General features: G+C 68.2%; 17 protein-coding genes. 7 read left to right on the forward strand and 10 right to left on the reverse strand.

Translation table 11 applies throughout. The features are described 5' to 3' along the window. Positions 1–11: 11 nt before the first annotated feature. Entirely contained in the window at positions 12–797 is a 786-nt protein-coding gene (gene ppgK, locus NS220_RS09295) for a polyphosphate--glucose phosphotransferase (RefSeq protein ID WP_058623796.1), read from the reverse strand. Positions 798–895: 98 nt separating this feature from the next. On the opposite strand from ppgK, the gene NS220_RS09300 reads away from it, so the two are divergent. From NS220_RS09300 to NS220_RS09310, 3 genes are read left to right on the forward strand one after another with little or no spacing between them, the layout of a single operon-like run. Beyond that, on the forward strand, positions 896–1,081 hold the full coding sequence (locus tag NS220_RS09300) for a hypothetical protein (protein ID WP_058623797.1): 186 nt from the start codon (positions 896–898) through the stop codon (positions 1,079–1,081). A 51-nt stretch (positions 1,082–1,132) separates the two neighbouring features. Further along, positions 1,133–2,473, forward strand: coding sequence for a type I glutamate--ammonia ligase (glnA, locus tag NS220_RS09305; protein ID WP_058623813.1), 1,341 nt, complete (start codon positions 1,133–1,135; stop codon positions 2,471–2,473). 22 nt (positions 2,474–2,495) lie between these two features. Next, a complete protein-coding gene (locus NS220_RS09310) occupies positions 2,496–5,486 on the forward strand; it encodes a bifunctional [glutamine synthetase] adenylyltransferase/[glutamine synthetase]-adenylyl-L-tyrosine phosphorylase (protein ID WP_058623798.1) in 2,991 nt (996 codons plus the stop codon). Between the two features lie 54 nt (positions 5,487–5,540). On the opposite strand, the gene NS220_RS09315 is transcribed toward NS220_RS09310, so the two are convergent. Further along, positions 5,541–7,232, reverse strand: a complete 1,692-nt coding sequence (locus NS220_RS09315; RefSeq protein WP_153004235.1) for a long-chain-fatty-acid--CoA ligase — start codon at positions 7,230–7,232, stop codon at positions 5,541–5,543. Positions 7,233–7,376: 144 nt separating this feature from the next. On the opposite strand from NS220_RS09315, the gene NS220_RS09320 reads away from it, so the two are divergent. Beyond that, entirely contained in the window at positions 7,377–8,219 is an 843-nt protein-coding gene (locus NS220_RS09320; RefSeq protein WP_058623800.1) for a GNAT family N-acetyltransferase, read from the forward strand. A gap of 46 nt (positions 8,220–8,265) precedes the next feature. Further along, positions 8,266–8,577, forward strand: coding sequence for a DUF2277 domain-containing protein (locus tag NS220_RS09325; RefSeq protein WP_058623801.1), 312 nt, complete (start codon positions 8,266–8,268; stop codon positions 8,575–8,577). Positions 8,578–8,589: 12 nt separating this feature from the next. Here the strand turns inward: NS220_RS09325 and NS220_RS09330 are convergent, their stop codons facing one another. The 6 genes from NS220_RS09330 to glnA (NS220_RS09355) all read right to left on the reverse strand — a co-directional run bounded on the left by NS220_RS09330 (position 8,590) and on the right by glnA (NS220_RS09355) (position 14,401). Next, complete coding sequence (locus tag NS220_RS09330; RefSeq protein WP_058623802.1) at positions 8,590–9,150, reverse strand: hypothetical protein; 561 nt, start codon at positions 9,148–9,150, stop codon at positions 8,590–8,592. 89 nt (positions 9,151–9,239) lie between these two features. Next, entirely contained in the window at positions 9,240–9,725 is a 486-nt protein-coding gene (locus tag NS220_RS09335) for a hypothetical protein (protein WP_058623803.1), read from the reverse strand. Between the two features lie 118 nt (positions 9,726–9,843). Then, positions 9,844–10,491 carry a hypothetical protein gene (locus tag NS220_RS09340; RefSeq protein WP_058623804.1) on the reverse strand — a complete coding sequence of 216 codons (648 nt, stop codon included), beginning with the start codon at positions 10,489–10,491 and terminating at the stop codon, positions 9,844–9,846. Beyond that, positions 10,488–12,452: an alpha/beta hydrolase gene (locus NS220_RS09345; RefSeq protein WP_058623805.1), complete on the reverse strand. Its 1,965-nt coding sequence runs from the start codon at positions 12,450–12,452 to the stop codon at positions 10,488–10,490. The genes NS220_RS09340 and NS220_RS09345 overlap by 4 nt, the downstream gene beginning before the upstream one ends. After that, the gene (locus NS220_RS09350; RefSeq protein WP_153004236.1) at positions 12,449–12,832 is read right to left on the reverse strand and encodes a DUF6507 family protein; all 384 of its coding nucleotides are present in this window, start codon (positions 12,830–12,832) and stop codon (positions 12,449–12,451) included. Before NS220_RS09350 ends, NS220_RS09345 begins: the two co-directional genes overlap by 4 nt. A gap of 144 nt (positions 12,833–12,976) precedes the next feature. Continuing rightward, on the reverse strand, positions 12,977–14,401 hold the full coding sequence (gene glnA, locus NS220_RS09355) for a type I glutamate--ammonia ligase (RefSeq protein ID WP_013586539.1): 1,425 nt from the start codon (positions 14,399–14,401) through the stop codon (positions 12,977–12,979). A 102-nt stretch (positions 14,402–14,503) separates the two neighbouring features. Between glnA (NS220_RS09355) and NS220_RS09360 the strand changes: the two genes are divergently transcribed. Then, positions 14,504–14,962, forward strand: a complete 459-nt coding sequence (locus NS220_RS09360) for an RDD family protein (protein ID WP_058623807.1) — start codon at positions 14,504–14,506, stop codon at positions 14,960–14,962. Positions 14,963–15,002: 40 nt separating this feature from the next. On the opposite strand, the gene NS220_RS09365 is transcribed toward NS220_RS09360, so the two are convergent. Then, complete coding sequence (locus NS220_RS09365; RefSeq protein ID WP_058623808.1) at positions 15,003–15,713, reverse strand: DUF4191 domain-containing protein; 711 nt, start codon at positions 15,711–15,713, stop codon at positions 15,003–15,005. 120 nt (positions 15,714–15,833) lie between these two features. Here NS220_RS09365 and NS220_RS09370 point away from each other — a divergent pair, with 120 nt between their 5' ends. Further along, positions 15,834–16,922 carry a hypothetical protein gene (locus NS220_RS09370; RefSeq protein WP_058623809.1) on the forward strand — a complete coding sequence of 363 codons (1,089 nt, stop codon included), beginning with the start codon at positions 15,834–15,836 and terminating at the stop codon, positions 16,920–16,922. 17 nt (positions 16,923–16,939) lie between these two features. Here NS220_RS09370 and sucB read toward each other — a convergent pair. Beyond that, a partial coding sequence (gene sucB / locus NS220_RS09375; RefSeq protein ID WP_242864579.1) for a 2-oxoglutarate dehydrogenase, E2 component, dihydrolipoamide succinyltransferase occupies positions 16,940–18,436 on the reverse strand: 1,497 nt, incomplete at its 5' end.

Here is an 18,436-nt window from a genome sequence, read left to right on the forward strand (position 1 = left end):
GAATCCCGAGGTCACTTGACAGCGGGCAGCGCTTCGGGCACAGGCACAGCGAGCGACGCCGCGCCGATGATCCCGGCGTTGTTGCGGTGCTTCGCGGGAACGATCGGTGCGCGGAGCTTCAGCAGCGGCAGGAACTCCTCCGAGTGCTTGGACACTCCGCCGCCCACGACGATCAAGTCGGGGCTGAAGAGGAACTCGACGTAGTCGTAGTACCACTGCAGGCGCTTGGCCCACTTCTCCCACGACAGTTCCTCGCGCTCCATGGCCGAGTACGCCGCGTAGCCCTCGGCATCCCGCTTGTGACCGCTGCGTTGCAGGTGTCCCAGCTCGCTGTTGGGCACGAGCACGCCGTCGTAGATCATCGCCGAGCCGATGCCCGTACCGAGCGTGGTGAGGATGACGAGACCGTCGATCCCCTTCGCCGCGCCGTAGCGCACCTCGGCGATACCGGCGACGTCGGCGTCGTTGGCGAAGTGAATGTCACGGGAGAGACCGTGCTCGAAGAACTTCTCGGCCTCGAAGCCGATCCACGACTTCGAGACGTTCGCTGCCGACAGCGTTCGTCCGCCCTTCACGATCGCGGGGAACGCGACCCCGAGGGGAAGGTCGGCGGGTGCCTCGAGCGTCTCGAGCACCTGCTTCACGGCGGCGAGCACGTCGGCCGGCTCCGCGCCCGCGGGGGTGGCGACCTTCACGCGGTCGCTGATCAACTCCCCGGCATCCAGGTCGACGATCCCCGCTTTGATCCCGGTTCCGCCGATGTCCACTCCGACCGCGCGCGACGCATTCGTTGCCATGCCCTCCAGCCTATCCAGCCGAGCGGCCCGGATCAGTAGGATCGACGAAGGCCCGGCGGATCTGCGCCCGAGGCTCGTGACCCACTCGAGGAGCGATCGTGAGCGACGAGAACGCGAAGTACTGGTACAACCTGGAGACCCACGAGGTCGAGCAGGGCTACGCCTCTCCGGCGATCGACCGCGCGGGTCCCTTCGACACCGCCGAAGAAGCGGCGCGCGCGCCCGAGATCCTGCGGGAGCGGTCGCGGCAGTGGGCCGAAGACGACGCCCGCGACGACCGCTGAGCGTCGACGGCCCCACTCGCTGACCGCACGTACTGAGAACGAAGGATGACGATGGACAAGCAGCGCGATTTCGTTCTGCGCACGATCGAAGAACGCGGCGTGAAGTTCGTCCGCCTGTGGTTCACCGATGTCGTGGGCACCCTGAAGTCGGTGGCGATCGCCCCGGCCGAGGTCGAGGGGGCCTTCACCGAGGGGCTCGGGTTCGACGGTTCCGCGATCGAGGGTCTCACCCGCTCCTACGAGTCGGACCTGCTCGCGCACCCCGACCCCACGACCTTCCAGATCCTGCCGTGGCGGGGCGAGATCGATCCCACAGCGCGCATGTTCTGCGACATCACGACCCCCGACGGACAGCCGGCTGTCGCCGACCCGCGGCACGTGCTCAAGCGCACCCTCGCCAAGGCTGCCGACGCCGGGTTCACGTTCTACACGCACCCCGAGATCGAGTTCTACCTGCTGAAGTCGTCGCAGCTCGGTCCCGACGGCAAGCCGCAGCCGGTCGACTCGGCGGGCTACTTCGACAACGTCCCCGGAGGCACCGCGCACGACTTCCGCCGTCGCTCCGTGCGGATGCTCGAAGACCTGGGCATCTCGGTCGAGTTCAGCCACCACGAGGGCGGACCGGGTCAGAACGAGATCGACCTGCGCTACGCCGACGCCCTCACCACCGCCGACAACATCATGACCTTCCGCACGGTCGTGAAAGAGGTCGCGATCGAGCAGGGTGTGTACGCCACGTTCATGCCCAAGCCCATCAGCGGGCAACCCGGCAGCGGCATGCACACGCACCTCTCGCTCTTCGAGGGCGACATGAACGCGTTCTACGAAGAGGGCGGGCAGTACCAGCTGTCGAAGGTCGGCCGCCACTTCATCGCGGGCCTGCTCCGCCACGCGAACGAGATCTCGGCCGTGACGAACCAGTTCGTCAACTCGTACAAGCGCCTGTGGGGCGGCGACGAGGCCCCCAGCTTCATCTGCTGGGGTCACAACAACCGCTCCGCCCTCGTGCGCGTTCCCCTCTACAAGCCGAACAAGGGGCAATCGACGCGCGTCGAGTACCGTGCGCTCGACTCGGCCGCCAACCCGTACCTGTCGTACGCGCTCATGCTCGCGGCCGGGCTGAAGGGCATCGAGGAAGAGTACGAGCTGCCGGCCGAGGCCGAAGACAACGTCTGGTCGCTGACCGACTCCGAGCGCCGCGCTCTGGGTTACGCGCCGCTGCCGGCGAGCCTCGACCACGCCCTCGAGTACCTCGAGGAGTCCGAGCTCGTCGCCGAGACGCTGGGGGAGCAGGTGTTCAAGTACGTCCTGCTCAACAAGCGCCGCGAGTGGCAGCAGTACCGCGCCCAGGTGACGCCGTTCGAGCTCGCGAGCAATCTCGAAGCGCTCTGACACCGCCGCTGACAGGACACCGATGATCTCGGGCGATCGATCGACGGCGCTCACCGCCCTGGCGCGCATCGGCTTCTCGCGACTCGCGGAAGCCGATGCGCTCCTCGGCGAGCTCGACGAGCTCGTCGGTGTCTCGCGGACCGACATCACGACGCTGGCGCAACGGGTCGCCGACCCCGATCGCGCTCTGTCGTCGATCGTGCAGATCGCTCGCCGGGACACGGATGCCGTGCGCTCCTGCGCCGCAGACGTCGGCGCGTGGCGAGCGCTCTGGGATATCGTCGGGGCGTCCGACGGGTTCGCAGAGTTCTACCTCCGCCACCCGGAAGAGCTCGTCCACCTCGCCGGGGCCGGCTTGACCATCCCCGACGAGCAAGCGATGCGCGCCGAGCTCCTCGCCTCCGTCGGTGACCAGGACGGCTTCGCCTCGGACTCCTCGGATGCCGCGTGGCTCGCCCTGCGCGTGCGCTACCGGCGTCTGCTGGCCCGGATCGCCGCGTACGACCTCGGCCAGGACGACCCTGCCGCAGCGATCGACATGGTCTCGGCATCCCTTGCCGATCTGGCGGGAGCGGCACTCGAGGCCTCGCTGAGCGTCGCCCGCGCGCGCGTGTCCGGGACGGGACCGGCCGCGTTCCCACGCGTGCAGGTCGAGGCGACGCAGTTCGCGATCATCGCGATGGGCAAGACCGGTGCCCGCGAGCTGAACTACGTCAGCGATGTCGACGTGATCTTCGTCGGCGGCTCGTCGGACGAGGAGGTCGTGTCCGAAGCGCGCGCGATCGACATCGGCACGCGCCTCGCGGTGCAGACGATGCGCGGGATCTCGGGGCCCGAGATCGAGCCGCCGCTGTGGGAGGTCGACCCGAACCTGCGCCCCGAGGGCAAGCAGGGGGCGCTGGTGCGGAGCCTCGGTTCCCATCGGCAGTACTACGACCGCTGGGCGAAGAGCTGGGAGTTCCAGGCGCTCCTGAAAGCCCGGGCGATCGCGGGGGACGCGCAGCTCGGCGCCGACTACGTCTCCGCGATGCAGCCCCTGGTCTGGCACAGCGCCGCGCGCGAGAACTTCGTCGAGGGCGTGCAGCGCATGCGCGAGCGCGTCACCGACCACATTCCCGCGAGCGAGGTGAACAGGCAGCTGAAGCTGGGGCCGGGAGGCATCCGGGATGTGGAGTTCACGGTGCAACTCCTCCAGCTGGTGCACGGCCTCACCGACGAACGGATCCGACAGCGCGGCACGCTCGAGGCGCTGGACGCCCTCGTGGCCGAGGGGTACATCGGCCGCTCCGAAGCGGAGGCCTTCGGCCGCGACTACCGTCTTCTGCGCTTGCTCGAACACCGCCTGCAACTGCGCGGGCTGCGGCGGACGGCGCTGCTGCCCGAGAAACCCGAAGACCTTCGTGTGCTCGCGCGGGCGACACGCCTGTCGGATTCCGCCGAGGGCGTGCAGGCGGCGTGGGAAGGCATCAAGCGCGAGGTGCGCGACATCCACGTGCGCCTGTTCTACCGGCCCCTGCTCTCGGCCGTCGCCGCTCTGCCCGAGGGGGAGCGGACGCTGTCGACCGAGCAGGCGCGCGATCGCCTCGCTGCCATCGGCTTCCGCGATCCCGCCGGAGCGCTTCGCCACATCGCGGCGCTCACCAGCGGCCTGAGCCGCAAGGCGACCATTCAGCGGCACCTCATGCCGGTGATGATCCGGTGGTTCGCCGACGGCGTCGACCCCGACTACGGGCTGCTCGTGTTCCGCCGCATCAGCGAGCGTCTGGGCAACACGCCCTGGTTCCTGCGCGTGCTGCGCGACTCCGCCGGGGCGGCCGAGAGCCTCACCCGAGTGCTCTCCGGTTCGCGGTACATCGGCGAACTGATGGAGTGGATCCCCGAGGCGGTCGCCTGGCTGGACGACGACGCGCTGCTGCGTCCCCGCTCCGGCAAAGCACTCGAAGACGAAGCGCGGGCGATCCAGACGCGCTGGCAGAACATCGACGACGCGATGCGTTCCGTCCGGGCCCTCCGGCGGCGCGAGATGCTCCGGGTCGCGATGGCCGCCGTCCTCGAGGTCGTCTCGCTCGAGGAGCTCTCCGACGCGCTCACCACCATCACCGAGACGACGATCCAAGCGACTCTGCGTGCGGTGCGCCGGGCCGTCGTTCCGCCCGAGGACGACGATCTCGACTTCTCGGTCATCGCGATGGGACGCTTCGGCGGCCGCGAGCTGGGGTTCGGGTCGGATGCCGATGTCATGTACGTCTACCGGGCGAACGGTCTCGACCCCCAGCGCGCGAACACCCTCGCTCTGAAGATCGTCGCCGGGCTGCGGGAGCACTCCGAGGACCATCGCCTTCCCCTCGATCTCGACGCCGAGCTGCGCCCCGAGGGCCGGAGCGGGCCGCTCGCCCGCTCTCTCGACGCCTACGCCGAGTACTACCGCCGATGGTCGCTCTCATGGGAGGCGCAGGCTCTCCTGCGGGCGCGAGGGGTCGCGGGAAGCGTCAAGCTCATCGCGGACTTCATGGCTCTCGCCGACGAGGTGCGCTACCCGGAGAAAGCCGACCCGAACGGCCTGCGCGAGATTCGCCGTATCAAGGCGCGCGTCGAGAACGAGCGTCTCCCGCAGGGCGCCGATCCCGCGCGCCACCTGAAGCTCGGCCCGGGATCGCTGAGCGATGTCGAGTGGCTCGTGCAGATCATCCAGCTGCAGCACGCGCGCGCTGTGCCGGCGCTTCGGACGACGTCGACGCTCGGCGCGCTGAGCGCGGCGGTGGAAGCCGGTCTCGTCCCCGCCGATGCGGCGGAGAAGCTCGCGGCATCCTGGCACCTCGCCAGTCGCTTGCGGTCCGCGAACACCCTGCTCTCAGGGCAGACGAGCGACGTCCTCCCCGCCGACCGCGCCCGCCTCGACGGCATCGGACGCATCCTCGAATATCCGCCGCGCTCCGCGACGCAGGTCGAGGAGGACTTCCTCGGCGCGACCCGCCGCGCGCGACGCGTCTTCGAGAAGCTCTTCTACGGCTGATCGGTCCCGGCGGGAGGGATGCCGTGGCCCCGGGGCCGTGGCATCCCTCCTCCGTCAGGACATGAGGCGCTCGCGCACCTCCCGACGGAGAACCTTGCCGATCAGCGAGCGGGGGAGATCGTCGACGACGATCACCCGGCGCGGGACCTTGTAGGCCGCGAGTCGCGTCTTGCAGAAGTCGCGAACCGCATCCGCGGGGAGGTCGACGCCGTCGCGCACGACGATGGCCGCCGCAACGTCTTCGCCCCCGCGGGGCTTCGGCAGTGCGACGACCGCAGCCGCCTCGATGTCGGGATGACCGACGAGCACGTCTTCGACCTCGCTGGGCGACACGTTGAAGCCGCCCGTGATGATGATCTCCTTCAACCGATCGACGATCGTCACGAAGCCGTCGGGGGAGACCGAAGCGATGTCGCCCGTGCGCAGCCACCCGCCGTCGAGCAGGGTCTCGGCGGTGTCGGCGGGACGGTTCCAGTAGCCCTGGAACACCTGCGGACCCCGCAGCAGCAACTCGCCCGTCTCGCCGAGCGCGACGTCGTTCTCGGGGTCAGCCGGGTCGACGACACGGATCTCGGTGCTGGGGAAGGGGACGCCGACCGTACCCGGACGGCGCGACGGCCCGATCGGGTTTCCGAGGGCGACGGGCGAGGACTCGGTCATGCCGTAGCCCTCGACCAGCAGGCCGCCGGTCGCCGCCTCCCAGCGATCGACCGTCGCGACGGGGAGACTCATCGCCCCCGAGATCGCGAACCGCACGGTCGAGAGGTCGATCGTGCCGCGGGCCGCGGCGCGGGCGAGCTGGTCGTAGATGGGCGGAACGGCCGGCAGGAAGGTCGGCGGGCTCTTCGGAATCGCGGATGCCACGAGCTCGAGGTCGTACTTCGGGAAGAGTACGAGCTTGGCCCCGATGCTCATCGCGAAGGTCAGGCACAGGGTCAGCCCGTACGCGTGGAACAGGGGGAGGACGCCGTAGAACGTCTCTTCCCCGTCGCGGAGCCCGGGAACCCAGGCGCGCCCTTGCATCGCGTTCGCGCGGAGGTTGGCGTGGGTCAGCACGGCGCCCTTCGGGCTCCCCGTCGTGCCGCTCGTGTACTGCAGCAACGCAATGTCGTCGAGGCGCGGTCCCCGGTGCTTTCGCGAGAGCGTGCCGTGCGTGAGGAGCGTCTCCCAGGGGCGCGCCCGCTTCGATGTCGGTGTCGCGGTCAGCTGCGCGCGCGCCTCTCGGGCCTTGCGGACCGGAAGCCGGAGCGCCAAGCGCTTCGCACGCGGCATGGCCCTCGTGATGTCGACGCTGATGACGTGTTCGAGCGCCAGGTCGGCGGGGAACTCGGCGACGACATCGGCGATCTTGTCCCACACGATGGCGAAGCGTGCGCCGTGGTCCTCGAACTGGTGACGCAGTTCGCGCGGCGTGTAGATCGGGTTGTGTTCGATGACGATGGCCCCGAGCCGCAGCGCGGCGTAGAACGCCGCCACGTGCTGCGGACAGTTCGGCAGCACCAGAGCGACGCGATCACCGGCGCGGACGCCGAGCCTGCGCAGACCCTCCGCCGCGCGGTCGATCAGGCGCCCGAGTTCGCGATACGTCGTCGTGGCGCCGAAGAACTCGAGCGCCGGCCCTTTCCCGTACCGCGACACGCTCGCGGCCATCATCTCGGGCAGCGTCTGCGTCGGTGCGTCGATCTCGTGCGGCACCCCGTCGGCGTAGGAGCTCAGCCAGGGACGCGAAGAGTAAGGCAGGGGCATGGCATCCATCCTTCCGTCCCCCTCCGACATCACGGCGGCACGGCACCTGTGGGGATGCCGGGAGCCGGGGATCTGAGCGCAGCGACCCGAAGACGGAGGGACGAGGTACCGGGCTTCGGGGAGGGCACGTGCTTCGATGGATCCATGCACTTCCGATCGCTGACCGAGGATGACCTGCACTCGTCCCCACCGTGGTGGCACGACCGTAGCCTCGCAGCGGACCTCTGGCGCGATAGCGAGACGAGGTCGGCTGTGGCGATCGACGGCGGCGAGATCGTCGCGGCGGGAGCGATCTGGCTGTCCCGCGTCCACGACGCGCGTTTCTGGTTCGATATCGTCGTGCATCCCGAGATGCGGCGGCGGGGGATCGGGACGGCGATGCTCCGTCATCTGGCGACCCTGCGGTCACGCGATGTCCCATTCGCCGCACGCGGCTACGTCGACGAAGAGAAGATGCTGTTCGCGGACGCGCGGGGAGCCGTCACCACTCAGATCGTTCCGCCCGCGCGGGTCGATCTGTCGACACGCACGTCCTTGCGGTCGCACGCGCACGTGCAGCCTCTCGCGGGTATCGAGAAAGACCGGGTCGAAGCCGCGCATGCGGCGATGTATCGCTGGACGCACGAGACCTGGAGCCCGGTCCGCGCCGGTTTCGAGGCCGCTCTCAACGAAGATCTGTGGGCTGTTCTGGACGTGGATGCCTCTGCCGCCGCCGTGGATGACCAGGGCCGCATATCGGCGCTCGCCCTCACGTATCGGGACACCGATCCGCCTCTCATCGTCGCCGAGACGACGAGGCGCGACCAGGCCGACGGGGAGCACCTCGTCGAGGGCTGCATCCGTCGCGCCATGGCGATCCTCGCCCATCGTGGTCTGACGACGGTCGACTTCGACGGACACGTCAGCGACCCGCACTTCCTGCCCGCCCTGTCTCGCCTCCAGCCGACCGGGCGATGGTTCCGACTGGTCGAGATCCCGACACCGTGATCGCAGGCACCTCGCGGCGACGCCGCAACGGGCCTAACCTGACGCCATGTGCCGCAACATCGTCCCGCTCCACAACTTCGCACCTCCGGCGACGGATGCCGAGTGCCATGACGCTGCTCTGCAGTTCGTCCGCAAGATCGTGGGGACGACGAAACCCTCACGGGCCAACCAGGAGGTCTTCGACCGCGCGGTGGCCGAGATCTCGGCATCCGTCCGTCATCTCCTCGACGACCTGGTGACGAACGCCCCGCCGAAGGTCCGCGAAGAAGAGGCGGCGAAACGGCAAGCGCGCTCGGCCGAGCGATACGAGGCGATCCGCGTCTTCCAGGAGCGGAGGCGTGCGGAGCGCGCGGGCTGAGCCCGCCGCGTGTCAGCCCTCGGTGTGTCGCTCGAACAGGGGAGTGGCGTCGGGGCTCTCCAGATCCGGGATACCGGTGTCTTCGGGCACCGCCTGCAGCGGGCCGCGCAGCTGCTCCAGCAGGGCCGCGGCATCGCCAGGCTCGCAGGTCGAGGTCGCACGAAGTTCGAGCACATCGACCGTGCCGTCCGCCGCGCTGCCCGAGATGAAGTCGACGTCGAGCCGAGACACCTTTGCCTCGGGCTTGCCCGCCACGATCACGATGTTGTCGATGCCCTCTCCGTAGGTGGGCGACGGAGCGACCTGCCATCCGCTTTCCGTCATCCACGCTCGGAGATCCGCCATGCGCTGCGGGCCCTCACCGTTGAAGGAGAAACCCTCGGGCAGATTCCGGCGCAGGAAGAACTCGTACCCCTCGTCGCATCGTTCCGGCACATCGCCGTACTCGGCGACGCGCCACTCCCCGGTGAAGATCTGCTTCTGCACCTCGGCGACGGTCTCTTTGAAGGCGAGATTCTGCTCTTTGGCAGCGGCGAAGCTGATCTCCTCGGAAGGGGTGGCCTGAGGGGACATTTGCGGACCTCCACATCCTGTCAAGACGACCGCGGCGATCACCGCGCCAAGGAGGACAAGGGGCCCTCGTCTGCTGCCGCGATTCGTCATCAATTCGCTCCTGCCGTTTCCAGCGCCTCGCGCAATCCCACCACGAAATGCTTGAAAGACTCAGCGGAAGGATCCAGATAGCCGGTCTGCTCCCTCGATTCGTAGCGAGGAATCATGGCACCGCCCGGCCCGACACTCCACCCGACGATCACGTCCTTGGTGCTGTTGTGCGCGTCGTGGCTGTCGGTCGATTCCCCGTACTCGCCGCGAGGGGAGCCGTACCCGGGCACGACCCCGCCGTTGGACCCGAAGCGCTCGACGCCCGGGATATCGCGCGGGTCGACCGCGTGCGCGCTGCCCAACCAGTCCTTGCGTCCCCACTCCGCGATGTTGTCGTCGTCCGCGTGGGTCGAGAACAACTCGGTCTGCCCGGAGCGGATCTGCGCGGCGAGCTCATCGCCCGTCTGCGGGGTCACCCCCGCCGAGCCGAAGAACCACACGTGCGAGACCAGTCCGGGGTTGTCGGACAAGGCCTGACCGGTCATGGTCGTGCCGAGAGAAGAAGAGGCGGCGAAACGGCAAGCGCGCTCGACCGAGCGATATGACGCGATCCGCGTCTTTCAGGAGCGGAGGCGAGCGGCCCGATCAGCCTCCTGAGCGCGTTCAGCCTGTGAACCGCTCGAACAGGGGAGTGGCATCGGGGCTCTCCAGGTCCGGGATACCGGTGTCTTCCGGAACCGCGCGGAGCGGGCCGTGCAGCTGTTCGAGGAGCGCCGCGGCATCGCCGGGCTCGCAGGTAGAGGTGGCCCTGAGCTCGAGCACGTCGACGGTCCCCTCCGCGGCCACCCCGGGAAGCAGATCGATATCGAGCCGCGCCACCTTCGCATCCGGCTTCGAGCCGACGATCACGACGTTGTCGATGCCCGGCCCGTAAGACGGACCGGGCTCCACGCGCCAGCCGTTTTCGCCCATCCACGCGCGCAGTTCCTCCAAGCGCTGCGGGCCCTGCTCCGCGAAGGAGAATCCCTCGGGCAGCTTCCGGCGGAGGAAGAATTCGTACCCGTCGTCGCACGACTCGGGGATGTCTCCGTACTCTTCGACGCGCCACTCCCCGGCAAACAGCTGCTTCTGCACGTCGGCCACGGCGGCCTTGAACTCAGCGTTCGCCGCTTTCGCTTCGTCGAAGCTCTGCTCGCTCGTCGGCGTCTCCACGGGTGTCATCTGCGGACCTCCACATCCGGTCAAAAGGGTCGCGGTGACGATCGCGGCCGCGAAGACCGAGGGAAGCTTCACCCAGCGGCGTTCGATCATTCCGGAGCTCCCGTCGAATCCAGCGAGTCGCGCAAGCCGACCACGAAATGCTTGAACGATTCCGCCGACGGGTCGAGATACCCAAACCTCTCGGTGGGCTCGTAGAGCGGAACAGGAGAACCATCCACACCGATGGTCCATCCGACGAGTTCGTCCTTCACACTCTTGTGGGCGTCGTGACTGTCCGTCGACTCTCCGTACTCCCCCTCGGGCGAGCCGTAGCCGGGGACCACACCCCCATTGGAACTGAATTCCTCGACACCGGGGATGTTGCGCGGGTCCTCGGCGTGCAGGCTCCCGAGCCAGTCCCTCCGTCCCCACGCCGCGATGCTGTCATCGTCCGCGTGGGTCGCCGACAGCTGGGTCTGTCCCGACCGGATCTGTTCGGCGATCTCGTCGCCCGCCTGCGAGGTGACGCCGGCCGAGCCGAAGAACCACGCGTTCGAGACCAGGCCCGGGTTGTCGGCTAAGGCCTGTCCGGTCATGGTCGTGCCGAGCGAGTGTGCGCCGGCGTCGAGCTGCGCGTCAGGATTCACGGCGTGAAGACCACGCCACGTCTGCGAGAGTCGGGAGGCTCCGGCGTCCGGGCGGTCGATCCCTCCGACGCTGAGCACGCCACCCGAGTCCCAGTCCATCACCAGAACGACCGCCGTCGTCTGGTCCGATCCCGTACGCTCCAGTTCGTTCGTCAGGGCGGACTGCAGGTCGGCGCTCCCTCGCGCCCACTCGTCGAGTGAACCCAGATCGGTGCGGATGCCATGGGTGAGCGTGGTGATCTGATCGGCGTCGTCGACGTCGCCGAAAGCAATGTTCGCGCGGGGTGACCCCTCTGTGTCGAGGAAAAGACTGAGCAGCGTCGGACGGGAACCGTCGTCTCCCCGCTGCGCGATCACCGACCGGAGTTTCTCGAGTCGGGAGCGCGTCTCCTTGTCCAGGTCGTTGCGGGCGAGCGCTTGCGCGAGCCCGGACCGGTTGAACATCCCGCGCTGCGGAGCAGGGATGCCGTTGAGGTTTCCGACCACGAGCGGAGCCAGCGCGAGCAGCTGCGCGAGGGGACCGGTGTTCCACTCGCCGTTCGGTGCCGACGTCGAGGTCGACGCCAGATCGGCGAAGAGGTCGCCCGCCCGATGCGGGTCGACGAAAGCGACCGCTTGAACGAAATCAGGGTGCGCCTCCATCCACCGCTTCACCGCGTCTTCGTCGGCGGTCGAGAGCCACTCGATGCGACGCTCGGCTGAGCGTCCGAGTTCGTAGGTGAGCTGCTCCGCCAGGGTCCGGCTCGTGGATGCCGCAGCCGGGGCTCCCGGGTACGCGCTCTCGACGAATCCCCAGAACGTCTGCGCGACGCGCAGCGGCTCGCCACCCGCAGCGTAGACCTCGGTACCGCCGGACACACCGCGCAAGCGCGACGCGAGCCGGTCCTCCGACTCCTCGATGTCTCGCCGGAGACGCTCGATATCGTCACGCAACGTGTCGAGTGCATCCTGGGCCATGCGCAGCGCCGTGACCGCCGACGACCGGCCGAGCGCTGCATCGGCGGCGACGTCAGGGGCAGTGCCGCTCGATCGCGTCGACCAGTAGGTCGTGTCCGCCATCGCCTTGGCTTCTTCGGCGGACGTGTAGTCCGCGACGACGGTGTCGATCCGCGATGCCAGCTCCTGGCGACGAGAGCGGAGATCGGGCAGTTCCGAGGATGCCGCCTCGTAGAGCGCATTCCGCGCGGCGACCAGCGATTCCGCGAAGCTCTGGGCGTCGTCGCGGGGCCGATCCAGCATGCGCGGCACCCCTTCGGCACCGGTCACGTGGAACACCTCGGAGTCGCTGAGGACGTTCCACCGATCATGAACCGTCGACATCGACGTCTGCGTGGCGTTCGCCACCGTGACGAGCCGCTCCGCGAGCCCCGAGACGACGGCGGGATCGAGGACCTGAGGCAGGTCAGCGACACTCGGCGTGGTCATCCGTACACCCCCGAGGTGTAGGCGTCGAGAGAATCGATGCCCCAGTCGTCCAGCGCGCGGGACTCCGCTTCACCCGCCGTGACGGACATCTCGACGTCGCCGGCGACCACTGCGGTGGTCGCCTCGGTTACGGCCGTCGCGGAGGACGCGACGATGTGCGCGAGCTTCCCGGGAACCAGACGCCGCTCCTCCAGGAAGTCACCCCAGGCCGCGGACAGTGTGCGGCGGCCGTCCACCGAGAGCGAGCCGCCCTCGAGGGCAAGAGCATCGATGCCGGAGATGGCATCCGCGATCCCGGCACCGGCATCGTCCACGCTCGCCAGAACCCCGATCACGCGGTCCGGATCAACTCGATAGTCACCCACGATGGCCCCTCTCATCGATGACTCCATCCTGCCAAACCTCGACGAAAGCGTCGAAGACGTGCCGCGCGACACCCAGGAGGGTCACAGGAAGGTGAGGCACGAACGACGACGCCCGCCCCCGCGAAACGGCGGGGACGGGCGTCGTGGACGATCGGGCGATCAGACCCCGAAGTACAGCTCGTACTCGAAGGGGTGCGGGCGCTGAGCGATCGGCTGGATCTCGTTCTCGATCTTGTACTCGATCCAGGTCTCGATGAGCTCCTCGGTGAAGACGCCACCGGCGAGCAGGAACTCGTGGTCGGCGCGAAGGGCCTCGAGCGAGTCGAGCAGCGAGTTGGGAACCTGCGGGATGTTCTTGGCCTCTTCGGCGGGGAGCTCGTAGAGGTCCTTGTCGACGGGCTCGTGCGGCTCGATGCGGTTCTTGATGCCGTCGAGGCCCGCCATGAGCTGCGCCGCGAAGGCGAGGTACGGGTTGCCCGAAGCGTCCGGCGCACGGAACTCGATGCGCTTGGCCTTGGGGTTCGACCCCGTGATCGGGATGCGGATGGCCGCCGAACGGTTACCGGCCGAGTACACCAGGTTGACCGGCGCCTCGAAGCCCTTCACCAGACGGTGGTAGCTGTTGAGGGTCGGGTTGGTGAAAGCGAGGACCGCGGGCGCGTGAGCCAGCAGACCGCCGATGTACCAGCGCGCGATGTCGGAGAGCCCGCCGTAGCCGGTCTCGTCGTAGAACAGCGGCTTGCCGTCGTTCCACAGCGACTGGTGGGTGTGCATGCCCGAGCCGTTGTCACCGAAGAGGGGCTTGGGCATGAAGGTCGCGACCTTGCCCCACTCCTCGCAGGTGTTCTTGACGATGTACTTGAACTTCAGGATGTCGTCGGCCGCGTGCACCATCGTGTCGAAGCGGTAGTTGATCTCCTGCTGACCACCCGTGCCGACCTCGTGGTGCGAGCGCTCGAGGACGAAACCGGCCTCGATCAGCTTGAGCGTGATGTCATCGCGCAGATCGGCGGTCTTGTCGACCGGCGAAACGGGGAAGTAGCCGCCCTTGTACGGGGTCTTGTTGGCGAGGTTCCCGCCCTCTTCGGCGCGACCGGTGTTCCAGGCGCCTTCCTCGGAGTCGACCGAGTAGAAGCTCGAGTTCTGCTTCACTTCGTAACGGACGTCGTCGAAGATGTAGAACTCGGCCTCGGGGGCGAAGAACGCGGTGTCGGCGATGCCGGTGGAGGCGAGGTACTTCTCCGCCTTCTTGGCGACCTGGCGCGGGTCCTTGCCGTAGATCTCACCGTTGCGCGGGTTGTAGATGTCGAAGATCATCACGAGGGTCTTCGCCTCGCGGAACTGGTCGACATACGCGGTGGTCACGTCAGGGATGAGCTGCATGTCCGACTCGTGGATGTTCGCGAACCCGCGGATCGACGAGCCATCGAACAGCTGTCCGACGGTGAAGAACTCCTCGTCGACAGTCGAGGCGGGGATGTTGAAGTGCTGCTGCACACCAGGAAGATCCGTGAAACGGATATCGAGGAACTTGACGTCCTCGTCCTGGATGAACTTCAGCACCTCGGACGAATCTTTGAACATGAAGACTCCAGAGGTAGAACATTCGGGATCAGGCCGACCTCGGCCAGCCTCCTCGACCCTACCCAGAACCGGTGTCCCGGTCATATCTCGCATGTTTCGGGGATGTTACGCGGGCACGATTACGCTGGATTCGTGACCGCTGCCGCAGACAACGAGTATCCGGGCCAGCGGCTCGGCCTTCCCCGCGAGGGTCGCGGCTCCATCGCCCGACCCGGGCGACGGATCGCCGCCCTCCTGATCGATGTCGCGAGTGCGGGGCTGATCGGGTTCGCGTTCTTCTCGAGCCCAGATCCGGTGACGGGTGTGCCGTTCGCCAACCCGATCGCCACGAACCTCATCTTCTTCGCCGTGCAGATCCTGTTCATCCCCTTGATCGGCGGGAGCCCGGGGCATCGACTGATGGGGATGCGTCTCGAGCTGGCATCCGGGGGATGGGTCGGCGTCTGGCGACCGATCGTGCGCACGGTGCTTCTCGCCCTCGTCATCCCCGCCGTCGTCTGGGACGCCGACCAGCGGGGCCTGCACGACAAGGCCGTCGGAACGGTCCTCGTCCGAAGCTGACAGAGCGAAGGCCCCGCCGAAGCGGGGCCTTTCTCGTTGCTCAACGGGGGCGTGGAGCCCGCATCTTGTTAGGGTCGACGCCCTTGGGGATCGGCAGCGACGCCAGTCCCTGGGACACCGACGAGACACGCTTGATCACCGCGGCCATCGTGGCGCGGTCGACCTTCTTGGGCAGACCCTTGATCGTCGAGGCGAGATTCTTGATCTCGACCTCGTCTTCGCCGTGGCCGACGTAGATGACCGTGATCGGCACGCCGGTCGCCACACGCTGCACACGGGCCCGCTCCTCGCCCATGAGACGCGAAAGACGCGTGCGAGAGCCCTCGCCGATGAGGACGACGCCGCCGCGACCGATGGCCCGGTAGACGGCTTCCTGCGTGCGCGGGTTGACGCCGATCGGCGTCTCGGATGCCTGCCAGTTGCGGCCGAGCGACGAGGACAGCACGTGGCCGGTGGCCCCCGGCATCCCGTCGATCTTCTTGTACATCGCGTGGGTCGACAGGCGGGTCATCGTGATCATCCCGACCAGGATGCCGGCGAGCAGCCCCGTGAAGCCCCACAGGATCACGCTCCACACCGCCACCGGCGGGATCAGGAACCCGATCAGCACGCCGAGACCGACACCCGCCAGCACGATGCCGGCCAAGGCGAACGGGAGCCAGCGGTACTCCTTCTGCGTGAAGGTGTAGAGCGTGCGAAGCTGCGAGAAGAATCCCGGACGCTTCTCGGGGGTGGAGGTACGAGCGGCCATAGGAACGATTCTATCTTCGCGCGTGATGCCCCTCCTCCCCATGCGAGGGATGTTCGGTCCTGTCCACCATCCGCTCTTCATCGAGCATGGGGCGAGCGGCGACTCGTCCACCATCGACGGATGAGCACCACCGCCTCACCTCCGTTCGTCGAGTATCTGGACGACTACCTTCATCGCCGCACGCGCAGTGGCATGCCACTCACCCCCGGCGAGTCCGTCACCCTCGCCGTCGGTCTCCTGCGCGGATGCCGCCGGGTGGAGGATCGCGCACACGCGGCGAACTGGGCGCTGACCGCTCGGGGCTGCCCTGTACTCGTCGACGATGTCGAGGGCGAAGACGCCGTGGGGGTGACCGCGTCCGCGCTCGCGCAGTTGGCGGAGATGATCGACGACGAGGATCGCGCACTGATCGAAGGCGCGCGCGACGCCGTGCTCACCCAACCGCCCCTCGCATGGGAGGAGGCGGAGCGACGGCTGTTCGCGTGGGCCGCGCCCGTTCCGCTGGTTCTGGGACCTCTGGCTCCACGGGTCGATGACGGCGGCACACCTCCGCCCGCCATACGGCGACAACCGATCTTCCTCTCCGCCGTCGACGCCGATCTCGCGACCCTGGTCACCGCAGCGATGAACGACCTTCGAGAGAAATGGGGAATCTGGCGATATCGCCGTGCATTCGCCTTCGCAGTGGTCGCGGCGGGTGTCGCCGTGGTGCTCGGGCTGGTTCTGCCCACGGGAGCGACAAGCCCCGCCCCTCCGACCGGGTCCACGGCGTCGCCGTCCTCATCGAGCGGTGATCCGACCCCGGATGCCACCCGCCCGACCTCGCCTCATCCGTCCGTCCGACCGACGGTCCTCGATCCGGGCCGCCCGACGCCGCTGTTGACGGTGGAGACCCCGGCACCGTCTCCGGCCGAGTCCTCGTCCGCCGAGGAAGACATCGTCGATGCGGCGAAAGAACTGCTCACCGCCTACTCGGCGTGCGCCGGGGACATCGTGTGCGAGCAGAGCTTGCGTGAGGGGCGAGCAGACCCCGGGGAGGCGATACCCACGGATCCTGCAGGTGCCCGGATCTCACTCGTCGACGACTTCGGAGGGCTCTCGGTGGTCCGCGTCGACGGCGGCGGCGAGCCGCAGTACATCACTCTCGTGCGGGAGAACGACCGATGGCTGGTCCGCGCCGTCAGAACGGGCGCGAACCAGCCATCATGAGCCGGTTACGGCAGGGATCAGATCCCGAGGTCGCCCTCGAACTGCGCGCCCTCCAGGCGGGACTTCACGGCGCCGAGGAAGCGAGCGGCGTCCGCACCGTCGATGATGCGGTGGTCGTACGACAGCGCCAGGTACACGTAGGAGCGCACCGAGATGGCATCCTTCCCGTCGACCGAGACGACGCCCGGCTTCTTCACCACGGCACCGAGACCGAGGATCGCCGACTGGGGGAGGAAGACGATGGGCGTGTCGAACAGCGCCCCGCGCGAACCGGTGTTGGTCAGCGTGAACGTGCCGCCGGCGAGCTCGTCGGGCTTCAGCTTGTTGTCGCGGGTGCGGGCCGCCAGGTCGGCGATCTCGCGAGCGAGCTGGGCGATGTTCTTCTCGCCCGCGTCCTTGACGACCGGGGTGAGCAGGCCGCGCTCGGTGTCGACCGCGATCGCGACGTTCTCGTGGGCGGGGTAGACGATCTCGTCACCCTCGACCGTGGAGTTGATGATCGGGTACGCCTTGAGCGCTTCGATCGCCGCGAGGGCGAAGAACGGCAGGAACGAGAGCTTGTCGCCCGTCTTCTGCTGGAAGTCGCCCTTGACGCGGTCGCGAAGCGCGGCCACCTTCGTCACGTCGACCTCGACGACCGTGGTCAGCTGCGCGGTCGCCTGCATCGACGCCACGGCGCGCTCGGCGATCACCTTGCGCAGACGCGACATCTTCTGCGTCGTTCCGCGCAGCGGAGAAACCTCGACGGGAGCGGGTGCGGCTGCCGCGGGAGCGGCGGGAGCCGCTGCCGGAGCCGACTTCGCGGCTTCGGCAGCCTTGAGGACGTCTTCCTTGCGGATCCGGCCACCGACGCCACTGCCCTTGACGGTGTTCAGATCGACGCCCTGCTGCTGCGCCAGACGGCGGACGAGGGGAGTGACGTAAGTGACGTCATCGTTCGATGCCGCAGCCGGTGCCTGCTCGGCCGGCTTCTCTGCGGCGGGCGCAGGCTGCTCGGCCGGCTTCTCGGGAGCGGGAGCAGCCGCAGCGGGCTTCTCCTCGACGGCCGGCGCAGGCTGCTCGGCGGGCTTCTCCTCCGCGGCGGGAGCCGGGGCGGGAGCCTCGGCCGGAGCGGCAGCACCGCTGCCGATACGGGCGAGAGTCGCGCCGACGGCGACGGTCTCGTCCTCCTGGACGACGATCTCCTGGAGGGTTCCCGCGACCGGCGAGGGAATCTCGGTGTCCACCTTGTCGGTCGAGATCTCGAGCAGGGGCTCGTCGACCGCGACATCGTCGCCGACAGCCTTGAGCCAGCGGGTGACCGTGCCCTCGGTCACGCTCTCGCCGAGCTCGGGGAGCTTCACGTCGGTCGCATCGCCGGCGGGTGCCGCAGCGGGCGCGGCGGCGGGCTGTGCGGCGGCTGTCCCTTCTAAACAACTGCCACTGCCGACGATCCTCACGCTTATGAGCCCGGTCATCCCCTCGCTCGCGACAGCGAAAGCACCTAATACACATATAAGACGACGGCACATGAA

The organism is Microbacterium testaceum (genome assembly GCF_001476655.1).
GTDB lineage: Bacteria > Actinomycetota > Actinomycetes > Actinomycetales > Microbacteriaceae > Microbacterium > Microbacterium testaceum_C.